16 protein-coding genes are annotated in these 19,509 nt (G+C 64.5%); 8 read left to right on the top strand and 8 right to left on the bottom strand.

The genetic code is table 11. The features are described from left to right. The first annotated feature begins 54 nt into the window (after positions 1–54). The gene (gene nudC, locus DESUT3_RS17280; protein WP_225911550.1) at positions 55–927 is read left to right on the top strand and encodes an NAD(+) diphosphatase; all 873 of its coding nucleotides are present in this window, start codon (positions 55–57) and stop codon (positions 925–927) included. Between the two features lie 81 nt (positions 928–1,008). Here the strand turns inward: nudC and ald are convergent, their stop codons facing one another. Then, on the bottom strand, positions 1,009–2,115 hold the full coding sequence (ald, locus tag DESUT3_RS17275) for an alanine dehydrogenase (RefSeq protein WP_221249718.1): 1,107 nt from the start codon (positions 2,113–2,115) through the stop codon (positions 1,009–1,011). Positions 2,116–2,240: 125 nt separating this feature from the next. Between ald and DESUT3_RS17270 the strand changes: the two genes are divergently transcribed. Beyond that, on the top strand, positions 2,241–2,477 hold the full coding sequence (locus DESUT3_RS17270) for a DUF4911 domain-containing protein (RefSeq protein ID WP_221249717.1): 237 nt from the start codon (positions 2,241–2,243) through the stop codon (positions 2,475–2,477). An 86-nt stretch (positions 2,478–2,563) separates the two neighbouring features. Beyond that, positions 2,564–3,775 (top strand): cytochrome c biogenesis protein ResB, encoded by a 1,212-nt coding sequence (locus DESUT3_RS17265; protein ID WP_221249716.1) that lies wholly within the window; start codon positions 2,564–2,566, stop codon positions 3,773–3,775. Between the two features lie 66 nt (positions 3,776–3,841). Here the strand turns inward: DESUT3_RS17265 and DESUT3_RS17260 are convergent, their stop codons facing one another. Further along, a complete protein-coding gene (locus DESUT3_RS17260) occupies positions 3,842–4,972 on the bottom strand; it encodes a DUF362 domain-containing protein (protein WP_221249715.1) in 1,131 nt (376 codons plus the stop codon). A gap of 254 nt (positions 4,973–5,226) precedes the next feature. On the opposite strand from DESUT3_RS17260, the gene DESUT3_RS17255 reads away from it, so the two are divergent. Further along, complete coding sequence (locus DESUT3_RS17255) at positions 5,227–6,240, top strand: SPFH domain-containing protein (RefSeq protein ID WP_225911549.1); 1,014 nt, start codon at positions 5,227–5,229, stop codon at positions 6,238–6,240. After that, positions 6,170–9,514 carry an AAA family ATPase gene (locus DESUT3_RS21165; RefSeq protein ID WP_221249713.1) on the top strand — a complete coding sequence of 1,115 codons (3,345 nt, stop codon included), beginning with the start codon at positions 6,170–6,172 and terminating at the stop codon, positions 9,512–9,514. Before DESUT3_RS17255 ends, DESUT3_RS21165 begins: the two co-directional genes overlap by 71 nt. A gap of 23 nt (positions 9,515–9,537) precedes the next feature. Here the strand turns inward: DESUT3_RS21165 and DESUT3_RS17245 are convergent, their stop codons facing one another. Continuing rightward, positions 9,538–10,725: a diguanylate cyclase gene (locus DESUT3_RS17245; protein ID WP_221249712.1), complete on the bottom strand. Its 1,188-nt coding sequence runs from the start codon at positions 10,723–10,725 to the stop codon at positions 9,538–9,540. A 388-nt stretch (positions 10,726–11,113) separates the two neighbouring features. Between DESUT3_RS17245 and DESUT3_RS17240 the strand changes: the two genes are divergently transcribed. Further along, positions 11,114–11,563 (top strand): Hsp20/alpha crystallin family protein, encoded by a 450-nt coding sequence (locus DESUT3_RS17240; RefSeq protein WP_221249711.1) that lies wholly within the window; start codon positions 11,114–11,116, stop codon positions 11,561–11,563. A 59-nt stretch (positions 11,564–11,622) separates the two neighbouring features. Here the strand turns inward: DESUT3_RS17240 and DESUT3_RS17235 are convergent, their stop codons facing one another. After that, on the bottom strand, positions 11,623–12,741 hold the full coding sequence (locus DESUT3_RS17235) for a mechanosensitive ion channel family protein (RefSeq protein WP_221249710.1): 1,119 nt from the start codon (positions 12,739–12,741) through the stop codon (positions 11,623–11,625). Between the two features lie 299 nt (positions 12,742–13,040). On the opposite strand from DESUT3_RS17235, the gene DESUT3_RS17230 reads away from it, so the two are divergent. Together DESUT3_RS17230 and DESUT3_RS17225 are read left to right on the top strand one after the other, a co-directional pair. Continuing rightward, positions 13,041–14,474: a PQQ-like beta-propeller repeat protein gene (locus tag DESUT3_RS17230; protein WP_221249709.1), complete on the top strand. Its 1,434-nt coding sequence runs from the start codon at positions 13,041–13,043 to the stop codon at positions 14,472–14,474. Between the two features lie 159 nt (positions 14,475–14,633). Next, positions 14,634–16,580, top strand: a complete 1,947-nt coding sequence (locus DESUT3_RS17225; RefSeq protein ID WP_221249708.1) for an aconitate hydratase — start codon at positions 14,634–14,636, stop codon at positions 16,578–16,580. A 52-nt stretch (positions 16,581–16,632) separates the two neighbouring features. On the opposite strand, the gene DESUT3_RS17220 is transcribed toward DESUT3_RS17225, so the two are convergent. The 4 genes from DESUT3_RS17220 to cysK form a co-directional block, all read right to left on the bottom strand. Further along, a complete protein-coding gene (locus DESUT3_RS17220) occupies positions 16,633–17,151 on the bottom strand; it encodes a thermonuclease family protein (protein ID WP_221249707.1) in 519 nt (172 codons plus the stop codon). Further along, on the bottom strand, positions 17,148–17,573 hold the full coding sequence (locus tag DESUT3_RS17215) for a hypothetical protein (protein ID WP_221249705.1): 426 nt from the start codon (positions 17,571–17,573) through the stop codon (positions 17,148–17,150). The genes DESUT3_RS17220 and DESUT3_RS17215 overlap by 4 nt, the downstream gene beginning before the upstream one ends. Before the next feature lie 47 nt (positions 17,574–17,620). Continuing rightward, the gene (larE, locus tag DESUT3_RS17210) at positions 17,621–18,430 is read right to left on the bottom strand and encodes an ATP-dependent sacrificial sulfur transferase LarE (RefSeq protein WP_221249704.1); all 810 of its coding nucleotides are present in this window, start codon (positions 18,428–18,430) and stop codon (positions 17,621–17,623) included. Positions 18,431–18,575: 145 nt separating this feature from the next. Next, complete coding sequence (cysK, locus tag DESUT3_RS17205) at positions 18,576–19,496, bottom strand: cysteine synthase A (RefSeq protein WP_221249703.1); 921 nt, start codon at positions 19,494–19,496, stop codon at positions 18,576–18,578. Positions 19,497–19,509: the final 13 nt, after the last annotated feature.

Below are 19,509 nucleotides of genomic sequence, written 5' to 3'. Positions count from 1 at the left end.
TGGACCGTGGACCGCGGGACCTGAACATCGAATCCATCTTCTAAAGGTTTCCGCATGTCTCCTTTGCCCGAGAACTACCCTTCGCCGCTGCACCTCCCCTTCAACCGCCAGTGCCTCGAGGGCTCCTTGCAGATGGCGACTTCGGCCGAGGACCCCGGGGGCGAGGGGGCCTGGGTGCTTCTGCGTGGCAGCGAACTGCTGATGACCTCGGTCGCCGGTTCGCCGGAGCTGCCGGCGGGGCCGCTGCCGGCGGGGCTTGTCGACGAAACCCGCGAGCCGGTCTACATCGGCAGCTGGCAGGGACGCCCCTGCCGGGCCCTGCGGCTTTCCCGGCAGCAGGAGTTGCCGGCGGGGCTGGAGGCCCATAACCTGCTTGCCACCCAGCCGCTGCTCGCCATCGAGCAGCTCTCCCTCGGCGGGCTCGCCGGGCAGATTCTGCACTGGAAGTCCAACAGCGGCTTCTGCTCCAAATGCGGCGCACCGACCGATCCGCTCCCCGGCGAATGGGGCAGGAAGTGTCGCATGTGCGGCTACAGCCATTTCCCCCACATTCACCCCTGCGTCATCGTCATCGTGCGTCGCCCCGGCCAGGTGCTGCTGACCCGCAAGGCCGAATGGCCCGAGGGGCGCTACAGCCTGGTGGCCGGTTTCGTCGATTTCGGCGAATGTCTGGAAGAGGCGGTGGCGCGCGAGGTGCGCGAGGAGACCGGGGTGCGGGTGCAGAACGTGCGTTACCTGGGGAGCCAGAGCTGGCCCTTCCCCAGTCAGCTGATGACCGGGTTCACCGCCGAGTACCTTGACGGCGAGGTGGTGGTGGAGGAGAAGGAGCTGGAGGACGCGCGCTGGTTCGACGTGGACAGGCTGCCGACCCTGCCGCCCAAGAGGAGCATCGCACGGTATCTGATTGATAATTTCTGTCGGATTTAACGCAGGCCTCCCCCGTTTACCTCCGTCGGAGCGGTTACGGGCAGGGCGCAAAATATTGCGCCCTCGGCTGCCCGCCGCTGATCAAGGCACATAAGGGTGATACTCCAGGTTCAGCGCCCGGGCCACCAACTCGTTGCAGAGCGTCCCCTTGTAGGTGTTGACCCCCTTGCGCAGCGCCTCGTCGGCCTTGGCGGCGCGGCTCAGGCCGAAACCGGCGATCCTGCGCACGTAGGGCAGGGTGGAGTTGGTCAGGGCGAAGGTGCTGGTGTTGGAGACCGCGCCGGGCATGTTGGCCACCCCGTAGTGGACCACCTCGTCCACCATGAACACCGGGTGGTCGTGGGTGGTGGGGTGGATGGTCTCCACGCAGCCCCCCTGGTCGACGGCGATGTCGACGATCACGCTCCCCGGCGCCATGCGCCCGACCAGTTCGCGGCTCACCAGCATCGGCGCCCGCGCCCCGGCGACCAGCACCGCGCCGATCAGCAGGTCGGCGCGGCACACCTCGTCCTCGATGTTCTGCGAGTTGGACATCAGGGTCTGGATGCGGTTGCCGTAATGCTCGTCCCAGTAGGCGAGGCGGGTCGGGTCGATGTCGAGCACGCTGACGTCGGCACCCATGCCCACCGCGATGCGCATGGCGTTGCCGCCGGCGGTGCCGGCGCCGAGGATCACCACCCGGGCCGCCCGCACTCCCGGAGCGCCGCCCAGCAGCACCCCCTTGCCGCCGTTCTCCTTCTGCAGATAGTAGGCCCCCACCTGGACCGACATGCGTCCGGCCACCTCGCTCATCGGGTGCAGCAGCGGCAGATGACCGCTGTCGAGCTGCACCGTTTCGTAGGCGATCCCCGCCACCTCGCGCTCCAGCAGCAGCCGGGTCAGTTCGGGAGCCGGGGCCAGGTGCAGGTAGGTGAACAGCAGCTGGCCGCCACGCAGCAGTTCATATTCCGCCGCTGCCGGTTCCTTGACCTTGACGATCAGTTCCCCGCTGGCGTAGATTTCCCTGGCCGCTTCCCGCAGCTCGGCCCCGGCTGCCTGGTAGGCCTGGTCGGGAATGCCGCTGCCGAGCCCGGCGCCGGCCTGGACCAGCACCCGGTGCCCGTCCTCGACCAGGGTACGCACTCCGGCGGGGGTCAGGCCTACGCGATATTCGCGGGTTTTGATCTCCTTGGGGACGGCGACAATCATAAGCGGCCTCTCTTCCTGGCGCCGGGGTCACCGGCTGCTTGGCTGGGTGGAGGAGAAAAATCGCTTAAATTCTAACAGAATGCGCCGGATTGAAAAGCCGCCCCCGGCCGCCCGCGGAGGTCTTCATGGAGCAGATGTTTTCCAAGCGCCATTACCGGATCGATCGATCCCAGATCGCTTACCTGCGGTTTATTCTCGAAAGTTATGACGGCCTGGCTTTCATGAGCACTCTCGATAACCGCGAGGCCCTGATCGAAATCAGCTATCCCCCCTCCCGGCAGGCCGATGCCGAGGCCCTGCTGTCCGCTCTTGCCGCCGAGGTCGCGATGACGCAAGTTTCGGCCCCGGATTTGCATCGCTAGTCGGACCATGGGCATCTCGCCCCGCCCCTCTCCAGGGGGAAGGGGGGGACCCCTCCGTCAATTGACCATCAACCGCTGGACCAGACATGTTTATTCGCTTTTTCAGCTCCCTGCGCCTGACCCTCGGCCTGCTTCTCGGACTGGCCCTGGTTTCGGTCGCCGGCACCCTTCGCCCGGTGGCCGACAACCGTTACGAGGTTTTCTATCAAACGCCCTGGTTCCGGCTGTTGCTCGGCCTGCTGGCGCTGAACCTGGTGGTCTGCACCCTGAAGACCATCCGGCGCAACCTGGGAGATCGGCGCCGCCAGTTGGAGACCCTTGGTTCCGAGCAGATGTTTGCCCTGCCTTTACGCTCCTCGTTGCCGAGCGATACCGTTTTCGCAGCCCTGGTGAGCGAACTCAGGGGGATGGGCTACCGCACCGAGCAGCAAGGGGAACAGGTGCTGGCGGTGCGCGGCCGGGCCGGCCGCTGGGGTTCGACCCTGGTCCACCTCAGCTGCCTGGCCATCATGGCCGGAGCCCTGGCGGGGGAGTTCGGTTTCGTCGGCACCCTCAATATCCACGTCGGGAAGAAAAGCGGGGTCATCCTGGACTGGGACCGCGGTGGCGACCGGGAACTGGGTTTCGAATTCCGCCTCGATGCCTTCGAGCCGCGTTACTATCCCCTGGAACTGCAGTTCCAGGTTTCGTCGGCGCAGGGAGATGTGCTGGAGGAAATCACCACCCGCGAAGGCGAAGTCGTTCCCTTGCCAAAACCGGGATTTTCGGCAGGGGTGAAGCAGTTCGAGATCGCCAAGCGGCAGCTGACCCTGGAAATTCTTCGCAGCGGCGTCCCCTGGGGCGTTTACCGGGCGACCCCCGAGGGCCAATCCTTTGACGGCCCCCCGGGCTTCGACCTGGTGGTGGTGCCAACCGCCTTTCGCGATCCGGTCCTCAGGCAGACCCACAGCGAGGTGTCGATCCTGGAGGGGGGGCAGGTGGTCAGGCAGGGGGTGATCGAGGTGAACCGGCCGCTGGTGCATCGCGGGGTGGCCATTTACCAGACCGCCTTCGACCAGGACCAGTTCGGCTTCTGGTATGCCGGTTTTCAGTTCTCCAAGGACCCCGGCGAGCCCCTGGTCTGGTGCGCCTCGATTCTGCTGATGCTGGGGCTGGCGCTGAGCTTCCTGCTGCCCTACCGGGTGGTGGGCATTCGCCGGGTTGACGACGACCTGCAGCTGGTGGGACTGGGAGGCTTCCGGGGCCCGTCGGGGAGCCGAATGTTTGCCCGCCTGGAAGGGCGCCTGCGGGAGCGGTAAAGCGTAAGCCCAGGATGTTCCGCCCCTGAATCCTCCCCCCGAGCCGCCGCTCCGCCGGGGCGGGGCTCACCACCCCTTGCTGTTTTTCGGCTCCAATCTCAGCAGTTCGTAGCTGCGGCTGCCGAGGCCGATTTTTTCGGCGTGTTCGAGGGTCACTTCCCAGTCGATCTCGGGATGGACCCCGCGGAACTTGTCGCCGCCCGGCTCGAGACCGCTGCGCAGCGCCGTGCCCGGCAGACCCTGGGCCTGGTTGACCAGGTCGGCGCAGGCCTGGTCCAGGGCCACCGGGTCGCTGGAGGCGAGAATGCCGATGTCGGCGACGATGGCGGCGTCCGAATGGCCGTAGCAGTCACAGGCGGGGGAGACCTGGGTGATGAAGTTGACGAACAGCCCCTTGCCCCCTTTGCCGTAAAGGGCACCCTTGGCATATTCGGCCATTTTTCGCATGACCAGCGGCGCCTCGGCATTCCACTGGATCTTGATGGCGGTCTCCTCGCAGATGGTGATGCAGCGGCCGCAGCCGACGCAGCTCTCGGCATCGATGCGGGCCTTGCCCTCGACAAAGCGGATGGCGTCGTGGGCGCAGGCCTTGAGGCAGGCGGCGCAGGCCGTGCAGTAGCTTTCGGCGACCTTCGGAGCCACCGTGGAGTGCTGCTCCAGTTTCCCCTCCCGGCTCGAGCAGCCCATGCCGAGATTCTTGATGGCCCCGCCGAACCCCGTCAGTTCGTGGCATTTGAAGTGGGAAACGGCAATCAGGGCATCGGCCTCGAGGACCTCCAGACCGATATCCACGCTCTTCAGCAGTTCCCCGCCCGGGTTTACCCGCCGGGAGGAGTGTCCGCGCAGCCCGTCGCACATGATCAGTGGCGCTCCCGCAACGGCGTAGGCGAAGCCGTTTTCGATGCCGCAGGTCAGCGCCGAGACGGCTTCCTTGCGCTCGCCCGGGTACAGGGTGTTGCTGTCGGTGAGGAACGGTTTGCCCCCCAGCTCCTTGACCCGCTCGACGATGTGCCGCAGAAACACCGGGCGCACGTAAGCGTGGCCCCCTTTTTCCCCGAAGTGCACCTTGACCGCCGTCAGGTCGGCCTTGCCCACCACGTGCATGATCCCCGCCGCATCGACCAGCCGACGCAGCTTCTCAAACAGATTCTCGCGCGACCCCGCGCGCATGTCGGCGAAATGGACCTTGCTGGACATGGGTGATCCCTCCTTGCAGCCAGATAGTCTCCCCGGTGTGTTAAAATGAGAACTGCACGTTAGCACAGGCTGAAAAAGCCTTCAACCGGGACTGAGGAAAACAATGTTTTGGAAAGATTCCAGGGTGGTTTTTATGGATCGGCCATGGTGCTGCCTGGTCAGTCTTCGTGGCCGCTAATGCTGGATAATTCTTTTCTTGGAATCTAAGAAAAGGTGTTATACTTTTCTTGACAGCGATTTTCGGGAGGTGGCTATTGGAGTCTGAACAGCGTTTTCGCCTGCTGCAGCGGGCCAGGGTAAGGACCTTCTTCAAGCGCGGGTTTCTACTGTTGCTGCTGGGGGCCATGCTCTACAACGCGGTGGCCCTGATCTACGCCACCAAGACCATCTACAAGGTGCGGCGCAATTACGCGGTCATCCTGGAGGACCTCTCCGGGGAGCGGCGGGTTGTGCAGACGGTCGGCTGGCATACCCGGCTGCCGTTTTTCACCCGACTCGAGCAGGAGGTCCCCCTGATGAACCAGGACCTCCACCTCGGCGGCAAGGCCGAGGCCCAGCGGATCATGTCGCTGGGCAATGTCGCCCTGTGGACCAGCGCCATGATGACCTTTCGCATCACCGACCTGGAACGCTGGGGGATCGAGAACAAGCAGCCCATGGTGCTGCTGCAGAACGACTACGACGGCATCGTCAAGGACGTCATGCAGAGCCACTCGGTCGACGACCTGGTCTCGGAGCGGGAGAAGATCAAGGAGCAGATCTACCAGGCCCTGAAGAAGCGGGCCATCAACGAGGGGGGGCCCAACCTGGAGGAGAAATACGGCATCGAGGTGGTCTCCTTCGTGCTGCGCGACACCCGCTTCGGCGACAAGCTGGCCGAGGCCAGCGAGGAGAAGAAGCGCCGCGAGTTGATCGCCGAGGCGGAGAACTACGCCGCCGACCTCGAGGCGAGCCGCACCCGCAAGCTCTACGCCGCCTTCAGCGACTCCATTCGCGAGTTCCGGCAGTCCCTCGACCTCAAGGACGGCGAGGACCGCTTCCTTTTCGAGTTTCTCAACCAGCAGAAGTGGGCCACCGCCTACGAGAAGAACCAGCAGGGGCAGAATACCTTCGTTCTGAACAGCACCACCGGCACCCCTCCCGTGGTATTGCCGGCTCCGCCGGTCCTCAATGACAGAAAGGACGTTGCGCCCGCCAATGGCCAGGCCCAGGAAAACCCGCAGCCCGGTGTACGTAAGGCTCTCCGAGAGGCGGATAAAACAGATTGAAACCCTGGTCGCCGGTTGGGGGTTCGAGACGCGGCTGTTCGTACTGCGGCGCCTGCAGCAGTACAACCCCCACCGCTCCCCCCTGGAGATTCTCAAGGGGGTACTGCGCCGTCTGTTCAACCCGCCCGAGCGCAGCTTCCAGATCCTGCGCGACCCGGTGCTGCTCAACGACTGGCGGCGACGCTTCGAGGTCGCCGGCTCGCCCAGTGCCTCGGCCGCCTGGGACAAGATCCTCAGCCGCGAGCTCGACTGGCATGATTACCAGTACCTGAGCTACCTGCTCCAGCGGGAGACGGCCGACATCTTCACCCCCCGGGCCATCCTGGACACCTTTCGCAAGCTCTACCACGCCCATATCCTCAAGGAATACACCGAAGACCCGGCGGTTCCCCGGGCCCCCCTGGTGCTGGTCATCGGCGGCTCGGGCAGCGGCAAGAGCGCCACGGTGAAGCAGGCGGTCGAAGAGGCGGTGTTCAGCTCCGAGGTGCGCCCCAAGGTCGACCTCGAGGCGAAAAAGGACGAGGTGCTGGCCAACGAGCCCTTCTGGCGCAGCCTCGAGGACGTCGACCCGGAACTGGCGGTGCGCATGGCGCGGCGCAAGAAGGTGGAGCGGCTGCGCCTCTATTCGCGGCTGCCCATCGTCAAGTACCTGTTTCGCGAACGGATCGGCCAGGCCCTCTCGTCGCTCGAGGAGGAGGGGGTGTGGGTCGATTACGCCATGATCACCCCCAACGACTACCAGACCGCCTGGGCCGGCGAGCCCGGCAACTACCTCAAGCGCGCCATGGGCGACCCGCGCCGCACCAGCATCCGCCACCTGGAGGAGGCGCATTCCGCCTTCGGCCGCCCCGACCAGCTCTCCTCGGTCAAGGGGCAACAGGCGACCCTGATCGACACCGCCAACATCATCCTCGACGAGATCGCCTACGGCCGCCGCGACTGCCTGATGATCGCCACCACCGATCAGCCCGAGGCCTTCGATCCGGCCATCTATCGCCGCTTCGTCGAGCGCGGGCTGGTGCTCGACATGAGCGAGGTCTGGCTCGATCCGGCCAACCTCAAGGAAGTGGTGCGCATGGAGCTGCGGCGCAAGAATTTCTCCTTCGGTTCTCCCCCCGGGAGCGGCACCGAGCGCTACATCAGCGAGCGCGGCCTGGAGGAGACCGTCGACAAGCTCTACCCCATCTTCCGCGAGCGCAGCCTGCGCATCACCCCGGCCTACGTGCGCCGGCTGATCGACTCGATCATCGCCTTCCGCGAGGATTTCCACCCGGCCTTTCTCGACGACCAGTACCTGGTGCGCGACGCCTTCAAGTCGGTGGCCAAGAACGTCTACGGTTCGCTCTACAAGAAGGCCGTCAGCCACATGGACCGCAGCGTGCGCTGGGAGGAGTACATCGGCGGGATCAAGAACGAATTCTCGGAGATGGCCAACAACGCCCTTTACTACAACATCAGCGACGAGAAGGGGGTGGTGCTCACCGGCCCGCCCGGCTCGGGCAAGACCTACATGGTGCGCGCCTGGCTGGGGGACAACCGCGAGGTGCAGGACCTGGTGGTCAATCTCAGCGACCTCACCGATCCGGTCAACCCCCTCGAGGGGATGGTGGAGAACCTGGAGAAGGTCTACGACATTGCGAAAATGATTTCCCCGTCGATGGTCTTCTTCGACGAGGGAGACGCGGTGGCGCCGCGCCGCTCGCCCCAGGGGGGCAGCCCCTATGACAAGGTGACCAACAAGTTTCTCTCCATCATCGACGGCGAGTCGCCCCTTTCCAGGGTGTTCACCGTGCTGACCACCAATCGCCTCGACATCCTCGACCCGGCGCTGATCCGCTCCAAGCGCCTCAAGGTCCTCAACGTCACCGGGCACATGCGCGATGACGACGCCCAGCGCATCATGCGCAAGGAGCTCGGCGAACTGCCCCTGGAGCCGGGGTTGAACTTCGAGGAGATGGTCAAGGCGGCGCGCAGCATCTGCGAAACTCCTGCCGATTTTACCGCCTTCGCCGAAAAGATCCGCAGCCAGCGCTCCACCGAGGCCGAGGTGCTGGGCAAGCTGATGGACGCGGTGGGCGGCTCGGCGGAGGAGCGGGGGCGCTTCGTGCGCTTCAATTACAAGACCCTGGTCGGCCTGCTCGAGGGGGCGGGGGGCGAGCCCAGCCTGGTGCTGCAGGCCCGCCAGGGGGAAGAGGGATTGCTGCGGATCCTTGACCAGGTCGCCGAGCAGCTCGCCCCGCTCCACCGCGAGGGGGTCTATCCGGTAACCCGGTGGCATCTCGGCAGTGCGCGCCAGCAACTGGCCGGCAGCCCCACCCGCAAGGGGAAGCAGCAGCTTGACGAGTTTCTGGAAACCGAGCTCTCCGAAGAGCCTCAGGTCGGCTTCGTGGTGGGGGTGGGGGCCAACGACACCAGCGGGGTTTTGCTGCCCATCGCCTCCTCGCTGGTTTACCGGATGTTTCCCGAGAAGATCGTGGTCACCGGGGCGGTCTCCTCGGCCGCGCCGGGGGCGGCCGAGCTCGACCTGGCGGTGCAGATGACCCACCAGAGCGCCCGCGAGGCGCTGACCCTGGTCGAGAACTACCTGCAGGCGCTCTGCCCCGAACTCAACGTGCCCCGGCTGTTCGGGGAATTTCTCGACGGCTACAGCCTGCATCACCAGCTGCTGTCGGCCTCTTACAGCGTCGGCGGCCCCTCCGCCGGGTTCGCCCTGGCGATCAACACCCTTTCGGTGCTGCTGCAGCTTCCGGTGCTCAACGATTTCGGCATCACCGGCGCTCCCTGGACCAAGGGATCTCAGCGCGGCGAGGTCGGCGCCTCGGTGATTATCGGCGGGCACCGCAAAAAGGCGGAAAAAGTACTCCAGTACCTGCCCCGCATGTACATGCCGATGCAGAATTTCCGGGACCTCGAGCCCGAAGTCCTCGATGCCTACCGCATCGAGGGCCGGGACATCCGCGGGGTGCGCAGTTTCTCGGCTTTGGTGCCGGAGGTTTTCCGGTTCGGGGAGCGGCACCGGCAAAGGCTGGGGGAGTTGCTGAAGATGCGCCTGAAGCTCGATCTGGGGCGGGAGCAGAGATCCGGTGGTTCGAGCCTGGATCAGGAGCTGCCGCAGCGTGAAGGGGAGTTGCGTGAACTGGCCGAGGCCGAAATTCGGCGGCGGGTCGATGCGGTCCGGGTGTTCCTGCAGCAGCCCGATCGCCAGATCAGCCTGGAGGAGTTGTTCCGGGACCGCGACCCCGACCCGCTGCGGCAGAACCGGGGGCGCGGGTAGGTTCGAGGCTGCCGCGGCCGGATCTAGCGGGAAAGTCCGGCAATCCTTGCCACCGTGGCCTGGGAGGCTTCCCGGGCAGCGACGGCCTCGGGCAGCAGCGGCTGGATCGCATCCCAGGGTTCATCGAACTGCAGCCCGATGCGGACGATGCCGTCGCGGTTGTCCCTGCGGATGTTGCGCACCGTGGCGCTGAGGTTGCGATCCACCGGCCAAAAGGGTTTTTTGAAGCGCAGTTGCAGGTTGGTTCCTGGCTGGATCTCGGCGTCGCAGCCGATGGCCATGCCGCCGGGGCTGATGTCGAAGGTCAAGCCGGTGTAGAAGACTTCGTGGTTGGGCAAAGCGAATTCCACCATCGACTGCATCCGCAGGCGGGCGGCGCGGCGGAACTCGGAGCGCTGGGGGCAGATCTGGTTGCGGGCGTGCTTGGCCTGGTAGAGTTGCTGGTCGGCAAAGTCCAGCAGTGCCTCGGTGGTGAGCCCGTCCTTGGGGTAAAGCGCAATGCCGCCGCTGATGGTCAGGTTACCGGTGTCGAGCAGTTCCTGTCGGTTGAAGGGCAAGTCTTCAACGCCGGCGCGGATCCGTTCGGCCACGGCGAAGGCCTGGGCCTCGTTGAGCCGATGCAGCACCACGGCGAACTCCTCCCCGCCGTAGCGCGAGGCGATATCGCCCTGGCGCACCTGTTCCTGGATGGTTTCAGCGGTCTGCCGCAGGGCTTGGTCTCCGCAGAGATGGCCGCAGCGGTCGTTGTACTGTTTGAAGCGGTCGAGGTCGAAGAGAATGACGGCGAACTGGTACTGATCGGAGGGGCGCTGGCTGGCCAGCAGGCGATCGAGGTGGGCTTTCAGGTAGGTCTGGTTGAAGAGTCCGGTGAGCCCGTCGGTGAGGGAGGCTTTCTCCAGCCCCTTGAGCTGTTCGGCTTCGATAATTCGCGGATCGCGAAACTCGCCCGCGATATTCTGCAGGTAGTGCAGAAGCGCCGGGCGCAGCCCCTGTTCCAGGGGGAGGGCGGAGAAGAATTCACCCTGGTGCTGAAGCGCTGCCTGCCAGTACTTCTTGGCCTGCTCCACCGGAAATTCCTTGCCGGCCAGGGCCCGCAGGACCTCCCGGTAGGTTTCGTCGCCGAGTTTCCTGGCCAGTCGTTCGAGGCTTTCGACAAGTTGACGGTCGTCCGCCTTCCCTTGGGCTAGCAGGCCCTGGATGTGCTCCACCATGAATCTACCCCCCGCTCCGCTTGTTCATTTGATTAAGAAAAACTAAATAAGTAAATGATTTTATGGTGTTTTTTATCATGGGTAAATTATTTTGTCCAGCTAATTTACACATGTCCCTGGCGGGGAATCGATGGCATTTTTGAAATATCCCGAATGATTAGGGTCTCGGGTCGGGCTTCGGGTGCGGTACGTTCGAGTCGCCATTGTTCTTTGCCCTTTTTTGCCCACGGGTGGTGGGGCAGGCTGTCAAAAGAAGGGGACGCAGGGTTGAACACCGCTTGAAGAAATGGCAGAATCAGGGTGCCGATCAAACCCGGTAGGTGTGCAACAATCAGGAGGACCTCCTCACCAAGCCTTTGTTGGGAATTTTTTTGCTGGAGCAAGAGCCATGGCGATTATGAAATGGGACCCGCTGCGCGAACTGCGGGCGATGCAGGAGCAGATGAGCCGCCTTTTCGATCTCAGCCGCGACCGGGCCTTCGGAGAGCCTCTCGATTCGGCCCTCTGGCAGCCGCCGGTGGATATCTACGAGGACGAGCTTGAGGTGGTGGTCACCATGGAGCTGCCTGAAGTGCGCCAGGAGGACATCGACGTGCAGATCCAGGATCACACCCTGATCATCCAGGGCGAACGCAAGCTCGAACGTGAGGAGAGAAAGCAGAACTATCACCGCATCGAGCGCAGCTACGGTCCCTTCCGGCGCAGTTTTTCCCTGCCCGCCACGGTGGACGAGGACAAGACCCGGGCCAGCTGCGAGCAGGGGGTGCTCAAGGTGGTGCTGCCCAAAACCAGCTCCGCCCCGCGCCGGCAGATCACCGTGGAGGTGAAGGGGGAGTAGTCTCTGAACCTGTCAATAACAAAAAAAAAAGCGAGGCTCGCCGCCTCGCTTTTTGCATTTCACGCCATCTCCTCCGCCCCGGCCGGCAGTGCGTCCTGCCCCGGGCCCCGCAGGTAGAGGCTGCGGCTGGGGAAGGCGATCTCCATCCCCAGCCCCTCGAGGATGTCCATGATTTTCAGGCAGACGTCCTCGCGCGCCTCGAGGTATTCCCCCCACACCGTGGTGCCGGTGAAGCAGTAGACCAGGATGTCCAGCGAACTGGCGCCGAAATCGGTGAAGTGCACCAGCATGAACTCCTGGTGGATGGCCGGGTGGCTCTTGAGCATGGCGCGGATTTCCTCTACCGCGCGACGCATCTGGGCCGGGGTGGTTTCATAGGTCACCCCGACGCTGAGCTTGATGCGGCGCTTGGGCATGCGGCTGAAGTTGTCGATGGCCATGTCGGCGATCTTGTTGTTGGGGACGGTGATCAGGGTTTTGGCAAAAGTGCGGATCTTGGTGGAGCGGAAGCCGACCTCCTCCACCACCCCCTCGAGCTCGCCGGCTTTGACCCAGTCGCCCAGGTGAAAGGGACGGTCGAGGATGATCATCAGCGAGCCGAAGATGTTGGAGAGGGTGTCTTTGGCCGCCAGCGCCACGGCCAGGCCGCCGATCCCCAGGGAGGCGAGCAGGCCGGAGATGGAGTAGCCGAGGTTCTGGATCACCATGAGAACGGCGATGAAGACGATGAACACCCGCAGGCTCTTGCGGATAAAAGGGAGCAGATGGTCGTCGAGGGTCGATTCGGTGCGGTGGACCCAGCGGCCGAAGAAGGTGTCGACCAGGGCCACCAGGTTGAACAGGGTCCAGGCCACGGCGAAAGTCACCAGCACCTTGAGCAGGTTGTAGGCGAACAGGCGAACGTTGACCGGCTCCAGGGGCAGCTGCAGGATCTGCACGCCGACAAACAGCCCGCCGATCACCACCAGCAGCTCGGCGGGTTTCTGGATGCCGGCGATAAGCTCGTCGTCGTAACGGGTTTCGGTGCGTTGGGCCAGGGGCTTCAGCAGCCGGGTGAACAGGTGGGCGAGAAACTTCTTGGCCACCAGGGCCAGCAACAGCACGGCGAAGGCGGCGGCGTAGCGGCCTGCGCTGATGCCCAGCACGGTCTGCTGCCAAAGGGTTTCGAGCGTCTCCATCGGGATGATAACTCCTTGGATTAATGTGAGTCTTTTTTTCTAGCAGATGCCGGAGCCAATTGCAACCGCCGGTGGGCAGGCATCGATGCCTGGCGCACGGCGAGGAGCTGTCCCGAGAGGATGAGATTTTTTTTGTGAAAAACACTTAGTGATATCGATATCTTGCTGTAAAGCCGCGAAAAAACTCATGCTAAAGTTGCAGCCGTGGTCCGTTGCCAGCCGGTTTTGCTGTGGTAGTTTTGAACTTGCCTACCCTTGCTACGGGTCGGCGGCAAGCCTTTATCAAGGAGGATATGGCGATGAGGGGTTTCGTGTCATGGATGGGGGCGATGGCGGGTGCGCTGGTGGTGTTTCATGCCCTCGGCTGTTGGGCGGCCGAGCCGGGGCTGGCGGCGGGACAGGTTCATACCTACGGCGCGCCGATGGACGAGCGGGTCTTCGATATGCGCAGCATCGGCGCAGCCCACCTGCTGGCCGGTACCGCCCAACGGATCGATGGGGATTTCCTCTTTGACAAGGCCTGGCTGACCAGGCTCGACGGGCACGGCCGGATGCTCTGGCAGAAGAGTTTTATCGGCGCCTGGAGTGACGCGTTTCTTTCCGTGCAGCCAACTTCCCACGGGGCGGTGGCCGCCGGATCGACCTTTTATTTTCCCGAGCGGCGGCTGGACGGCTGGGTTGTCGCCTTCGGTCATGATGGCCAGCCTGTCTGGCAGCAAGCATTCGGGGGAGGTGGCCGCGATTTGTTCACCTCCGTCAGCAACACCCTCGACGGAGTCGTGCTGGCCGGCGAGACCGACTCATTCCGCGAGGGCTTTCGCGATGCCTGGGTGGTCAGGCTGGCTGGCGACGGCAGCATCCAGTGGCAAAAGACCTATGGCCGGGATGACGGCGCCACCGGTATTCGGGAGATTCGCAGCGTGCCCGACGGGTTTATCGTCGTCGGCAGCACCCGCGCCCTTTTCCCCTTGGGACTGTCCTCCGACGGCTGGGTGGCCAAACTCGATCCGGCCGGCAATCTCCAGTGGCAGATGGTGCTGGGCAACGAAGCCGACGGCGAGTCGCTCGGCGCGGTAGTGCCGAGCGAAGACGGCTATCTGCTTATCGGCGGACGCAGTTCGGCAGCGGATTTCAATGAAGACGGCTGGGCGGTGATGCTCGATTTGGCCGGCAACGTGCTCTGGCAGAAAACCATCGGCAGCGAAAAGCGGGAGAGTTTCGCCGCGGCCGCCTCGAGTGGAGACGGCTATGTGCTCGCCGGCCGAATGGAGTTCGATGGCTGGCTGGTGAAGCTCGACGGCGAGGGGAACCTCCTCTGGCAGAGAACCTACGGCGGGGAGCGTACCGATACCTTCTCCTCGGTTCTGGCCACATCCGGCGGCCTGTTGGCCGCCGGCGACACGGAAACCTTCGGGGTGGCCGAAAGCGACATCCGCCACGGCTTCAACGTCTGGCTGCTCAGCCTCGACTCCCAGGGCGACATGGCCGGCTGTTCCCTGGGGATGCCTGGGGACGCTTCGGCTTCCAGCCTGGAGGATGTTCCGGGCCATTTTTCGCCCATCGTGCAGGATATCGACGCCGCACCCCTGGAAACCCGGGCCGTGGGGATGGACACCGGGGCCTCCATGACCACCGAATGCGCAGGAGCAGGTTTCAAGAGCCTGCTGCTGCCTCCCGCCTGGCAGAAATGGAAGGAACTTCTCAAACGGCCGGGATTTCCCTTCCGTTACTGAGTTTCGCGGGGGGCAAGCAGTCAGAAAGGCTGCCCGCCCCCTGCTTTTCCCGCCCGCCTTTCTCGTCGGCGGCAGCCGGCGAGGGCCCTGCCCAAGGGACTTCTCCCGCTTTTTTCTGATAAAATTCAAGGGTAAGAAGATCAAGAAAAGGGGGACGTCATGCCCAGAAATCTTACCCGGAAAATTCTCGAGGCCCATCTCGTCGAAGGCAAGCTCATCCCCGGCGAGGAGATCGGCATAAAAATCGACCACACCCTGCTGCAGGACGCCACCGGCACGATGGCCATGCTCGAATTCGAGGCCCTCGGCCTCGAGGGCGTGAAGACCCTGCTGAGCGCCCAGTACGTCGACCACAACCTGCTGGAGACCGACAACAAGAACGCCGACGACCACCGCTACCTGCAGAGCGCCTGCGCCCGTTACGGCATCCATTTCAGTCTGCCGGGCAACGGTGTCTCGCACCAGGTGCACATGGAGCGTTTCGGCCGGCCCGGGTTGACCATGCTCGGCGCCGACAGCCATACCCCCGGCGCGGCCGGGGTGTCGATGCTGGCCATCGGCGCCGGCGGGCTCGACGTGGCCATGGCCATGGCCGGGCGGCTCTACTATTTTCCCTGCCCGAAGGTGCTCGGGGTGAAGCTGACCGGCCAGCTGCCCGACTGGGTCAGCGCCAAGGACGTCATCCTCGAGATGCTGCGCCGCTACGACGTGAAGGGGTGCGTGGGCAGGATCATCGAGTACTACGGCCCGGGGGTGAAGACCCTTTCGGCCACCGACCGCGAGACCATCGGCAACATGGGGACCGAGGTCGGGGCCACCACCACGGTGTTCCCCTCCGACGAGCGCACCCGCGAGTACCTGGTGGCCCAGGGCCGGGGCGACGCCTGGGAGGAACTCGCCGCCGATCCCGGGGCGGATTACGACGAGCACGACGAGATCGACCTGGCCAAGGTCGAGCCGCTGATCGCCTGCCCGTCCTCGCCGGGGAACATCAAGCGGCTCAGCGAGGTTGCAGGGACCAAGGTCGAGCAGGTGATCGTCGGCTCGAGCGTCAACTCCTCTTTTCGCGACCTGATGGTGACGGCGAAAATCGTCGAAGGGCGCCGCCATCACCCGCAGACCTACTTTCATATCAACCCCGGCAGCCGCCAGGTGCTGGAGAACGTCGCCGAACACGGCGGGGTGATGGCGCTGCTGATGGCCGGGGCGCGCATCCACCAGTCGGGCTGTCTGGGCTGCATCGGCATGGGGCAGGCGCCGGGCACCGGCCAGGTGAGCCTGCGCACCTTCCCGCGCAACTTCCCCGGGCGCTCGGGGACCAAGGGCGACCAGGTCTACCTCTGCTCGCCGGAGACCGCGGCAGCCGCCGCCCTCAAGGGGGCGATCACCGATCCGCGAGATCTGGGCCAGGAGATGGAATACCCACGGGTCGCCGACCCGCAGAAGTACATCGTCGACGAGGGATCGATTGTTTTTCCCTCAAAAGAGCTGCGCCAGACCGAGGTGCAGCGGGGCCCGAACATCCGGCCGCTGCCCCACTTCGATCCGCTCCCCGATTCTCTTTCCGCCGAGGTGGTGATCAAGGTCGAGGACAACATCTCCACAGACACCATCATGCCGGCGGGCAACAAGGTGCTGCCGCTGCGCTCGAACATCGAGGCGATCAGCGAGTTCGTCTACTACCAGATCGCCCCCGACTTTCACAAGGAATGCAAGGCCCGGGGCAACGTGGTGGTGATCGGCGGCGAGAACTACGGCCAGGGCTCGAGCCGCGAGCACGCCGCGCTGGCGCCGCGCTTTCTGGGCGTGCGAGCCAAGATCGTCAAGAGCTTCGCCCGCATCCACAAGGCCAACCTCTGCAATTTCGGCATTCTGCCGCTGACCTTCAAGAATCCGGCCGATTACCAGCTCTTCGAAAAAGGCAAGAAGGTTGAGTTTCCCGACATCCGTCGCCGCCTGGAGCAGGGCGACACGGAAATCCCGGTCAAGGTGGATGGCAAAGAAGTGACGACCCTGCTCGAGGTCTCGGACCGCCAGCGCCAGCACCTGCTGGCCGGCGGAACGCTCAATTTCGTGAAGCGGGAACTGGGAAAAGAGAAGGGCTAGAATTCAGGAGTCACGAATCACGAATCACGAATCACGGATCACGGATCACGGATCACGGATCCCTCGCCCAGAGCCCGACGCCTTTGCGCTTGGCTTCGGCTTCGGCGGCGAGAAAGTCGTCCTTGTAGCGGAAGTCGAAGCGGCGGTAGACCACGGCCAATCCCTCTTCGAGCAGCAGGCGGTTGAGCAGGCGGCCGTCGGGCAGGGTGAGGTAGGCGAGGGTGCGGCCGTGGCGGTCTTTCTCCTCGCGGTCGAAGGTGAGCTTGACCGTTTTCCCTTTGACGTTGGCGATATTGAAATGCAGCGCCGCGCCTGAGCCTTTGCGCAGGTTTTTCTTGGGAATGCCGAGCTTGACAAAGAAGTTGTCGCGGTCCGAGTCCCCCCGCTCCGGGGTGTCGACGCCGATCAGCCGCACCTTGCCGACCCCCTCGACCTTGAGGGTGTCGCCATCGTAGATCCACAATACTTCACCGCGCAGTTCCCGGCCATCCGCCCGGCAGGCGGCAAGCAGCAGCACCAGCAGGGCGAGGGCCAGCCAGGGGCGCGCCAGGCGCAGGGGCAAGGTACTCATCCCCGCCCCCAGAGCAGGCGGGTGAAGAAGCCGGTGAAAAATCCCCAGACCAGGTTGAACAGGATCACGAACAGCGGGGTGAGGTTGCCCAGGCCGAGGCCCAGCAGGCCGAAGGCGGTGTGCTTGGGAAAGATGTAGAGCAGCTGGGTCAGGCTCGGCAGCAGGCTGACCCACAGCCCCTTGCGCACCCAGTGGCGGCGGGTGCGGGGGCGCTTGACGCTGATGAAGTAGGCCAGGCCCCAGATTCCCCCCCAGACCAGCCGCGGGTAGAGCCAGGCTTTGCTCAGTTCGGGGGCCAGGGCGACGCCGGCCAGCGCGGTGATGCCCCAGGAGCCCGCGAGCCAGGCGGCGATGCTGTTGGCCAGGGCGCCGAGCAGCCCGGCGCAGAAGCAGACGGCAAGCAGGGCACTGTCGCGGTTCATGGTTCCTCCTGGGGACTGCGGGGCCGTTCCGAAGCCGGAGCGAAGGTTTACGGCGTTACTTCATTCATGCTCCCGGTGCGGTAGCCCTGCAGGTCGAGCGAGACATAGGTGAACCCGGCCGCCTTGAACTCGGCGACGATCGCCTCGCGTAGTGCCGCATCGAGCATCCGCGGGATCTCTGGCGGCGCGACTTCGATGCGGGCGGTCTCTCCGTGGTAGCGGACCCGGTAGTTGCGAAAGCCCTGGTGGCGCAGAAAGGTTTCACAGCGGTCGACCTGGGTCAGGCGCTCCGCGGTGATCTCGGTGCCGTAGGGAAAGCGCGAGGAGAGGCAGGCGAAGGCCTGCTTCTCCGCGGTGGGCAAGCCGAGCCGGCGGCTCAGCTGGCGGATTTCGTCCTTGCTCAGGCCCGCCTCCAGCAACGGCGAGCGCACCTGCAGCTCTTTTGCGGCATCGCGCCCGGGACGGAAATCCTGCAAATCGTCGGCGTTGGAGCCGTCGAGGATCTCCTTGCAGCCGAGTTCCCGGGCCTTGTCGCGGCAGATGGAAAACAGCTCGCTCTTGCAGTGGTAGCAGCGGCGGCGGTCGTTCTGGGCAAAGCCGGGGATTTCCAGTTCGTTGCTCTCCTCCACCACCTGGCGCACGCCGAAGGCGGCGGCGAGCCTGCAGGCCTCCTCGAATTCGAACTGGGGGTAGGTCGGCGAGGTGGCGGTCAGGGCCACGACCTTGTCGGGGCCGAGCACGTCGCAGGCCACCCGCAGCAGAAAGGTGGAATCGACGCCGCCGGAAAAGGCGACCACCGCTGAGCCCATCTCGCGCAGCAGGTTCTTCAGAGTGTCGAATTTTTGCTCGATATTCATTGCTTCCAGTCGACAGGCGCATGCAGGCGCCTGAATTCATTAACGGGTTGACCTGAAAAGGTTACAACAACCGGCTGGGGACTTCAACATGAGAAAGGCCGGCAGGGAAACCCGCCGGCCTTTCTCGCGCTGGAGATCCAGCCGATCAGTCGTAGATGCCGGTGGAGAGGTAGCGCTCTCCCGTGTCGCACAGCATGGTGACCACGTTCTTGCCGGGGCCCAGCTTCTTCGCCACCTTGAGGGCGGCGAACACGTTGGCTCCCGAGGAGATGCCGACGAAGATCCCCTCTTCGCGGGCCAACCGCCGGGCGGTGGCCATCGCCTCGTCGTTGCTGACGGTGAGCACCTGCTGGTAGACCGAGGTGTCCAGCACTTCGGGGACGAAGCCGGCGCCGATCCCCTGGATCTTGTGGGGGCCCGGGTCGCCGCCGGAGAGAACCGGCGAGTCGCTGGGTTCCACCGCCGCGATGTGCACCTGGGGGTTGTGCCTGCGCAGCACATGGCCGACGCCGGTGATGGTCCCCCCGGTGCCGACCCCGGCGACGAAGGCGTCGACCCTGCCCTCGAGGGCCTGAACGATTTCCGGGCCGGTGGTCTGCTCATGCACCCACGGGTTGGCGGGGTTCTTGAACTGCTGGGGCATGAAGCACTTCTTGGCCTTGGCGATCTCCTCGGCCTTATCGATGGCTCCGCGCATCCCCTGGGCGCCGGGGGTGAGAATCAGGTTGGCGCCGTAGGCACCGAGCAACCGGCGGCGCTCGAGGGTCATGGTGTCGGGCATGGTCAGGATCAGCTTGTAGCCCTTGATCGCGCAGACCAGCGAGAGGCCGATGCCGGTGTTGCCGCTGGTCGGTTCGACGATGGTGTCGCCGGGCTTGATGCAGCCGTCCTTTTCGGCCTTCTCGATCATCGCCAGGGCGATGCGGTCCTTGACGCTGCCGCCCGGGTTGGCGGCCTCGAGTTTGCCCCAGACCGCGGCGCAGTCCCCTCCCGCCAGTCGGTTGATACGAACCAGGGGAGTGTTGTAAACCTGTCCGAGGGGGTTATCGCTGATGGTCTTCGGCATTTTGCCCTCCTTA

Source organism: Desulfuromonas versatilis (genome assembly GCF_019704135.1).
Classification (GTDB): Bacteria; Desulfobacterota; Desulfuromonadia; order Desulfuromonadales; family NIT-T3; genus Desulfuromonas_A; species Desulfuromonas_A versatilis.
Note: the sequence above shows the minus strand (reverse complement) of the source record. Positions and strands in the feature narration are given on the sequence as shown.

Excerpts from the sequence above, each read along its gene's own strand:
- nudC (WP_225911550.1), top strand. The coding sequence starts at position 55 with ATGTCTCCTTTGCCCGAGAACTACCCTTCGCCGCTGCACCTCCCCTTC.
- ald (WP_221249718.1), bottom strand. The coding sequence starts at position 2,115 with ATGATTGTCGCCGTCCCCAAGGAGATCAAAACCCGCGAATATCGCGTA.
- DESUT3_RS17270 (WP_221249717.1), top strand. The coding sequence starts at position 2,241 with ATGGAGCAGATGTTTTCCAAGCGCCATTACCGGATCGATCGATCCCAG.
- DESUT3_RS17265 (WP_221249716.1), top strand. The coding sequence starts at position 2,564 with ATGTTTATTCGCTTTTTCAGCTCCCTGCGCCTGACCCTCGGCCTGCTT.
- DESUT3_RS17260 (WP_221249715.1), bottom strand. The coding sequence starts at position 4,972 with ATGTCCAGCAAGGTCCATTTCGCCGACATGCGCGCGGGGTCGCGCGAG.
- DESUT3_RS21165 (WP_221249713.1), top strand. The coding sequence starts at position 6,170 with ATGGCCAGGCCCAGGAAAACCCGCAGCCCGGTGTACGTAAGGCTCTCC.
- DESUT3_RS17245 (WP_221249712.1), bottom strand. The coding sequence starts at position 10,725 with ATGGTGGAGCACATCCAGGGCCTGCTAGCCCAAGGGAAGGCGGACGAC.
- DESUT3_RS17240 (WP_221249711.1), top strand. The coding sequence starts at position 11,114 with ATGGCGATTATGAAATGGGACCCGCTGCGCGAACTGCGGGCGATGCAG.
- DESUT3_RS17235 (WP_221249710.1), bottom strand. The coding sequence starts at position 12,741 with ATGGAGACGCTCGAAACCCTTTGGCAGCAGACCGTGCTGGGCATCAGC.
- DESUT3_RS17230 (WP_221249709.1), top strand. The coding sequence starts at position 13,041 with ATGAGGGGTTTCGTGTCATGGATGGGGGCGATGGCGGGTGCGCTGGTG.
- DESUT3_RS17225 (WP_221249708.1), top strand. The coding sequence starts at position 14,634 with ATGCCCAGAAATCTTACCCGGAAAATTCTCGAGGCCCATCTCGTCGAA.
- DESUT3_RS17220 (WP_221249707.1), bottom strand. The coding sequence starts at position 17,151 with ATGAGTACCTTGCCCCTGCGCCTGGCGCGCCCCTGGCTGGCCCTCGCC.
- DESUT3_RS17215 (WP_221249705.1), bottom strand. The coding sequence starts at position 17,573 with ATGAACCGCGACAGTGCCCTGCTTGCCGTCTGCTTCTGCGCCGGGCTG.
- larE (WP_221249704.1), bottom strand. The coding sequence starts at position 18,430 with ATGAATATCGAGCAAAAATTCGACACTCTGAAGAACCTGCTGCGCGAG.
- cysK (WP_221249703.1), bottom strand. The coding sequence starts at position 19,496 with ATGCCGAAGACCATCAGCGATAACCCCCTCGGACAGGTTTACAACACT.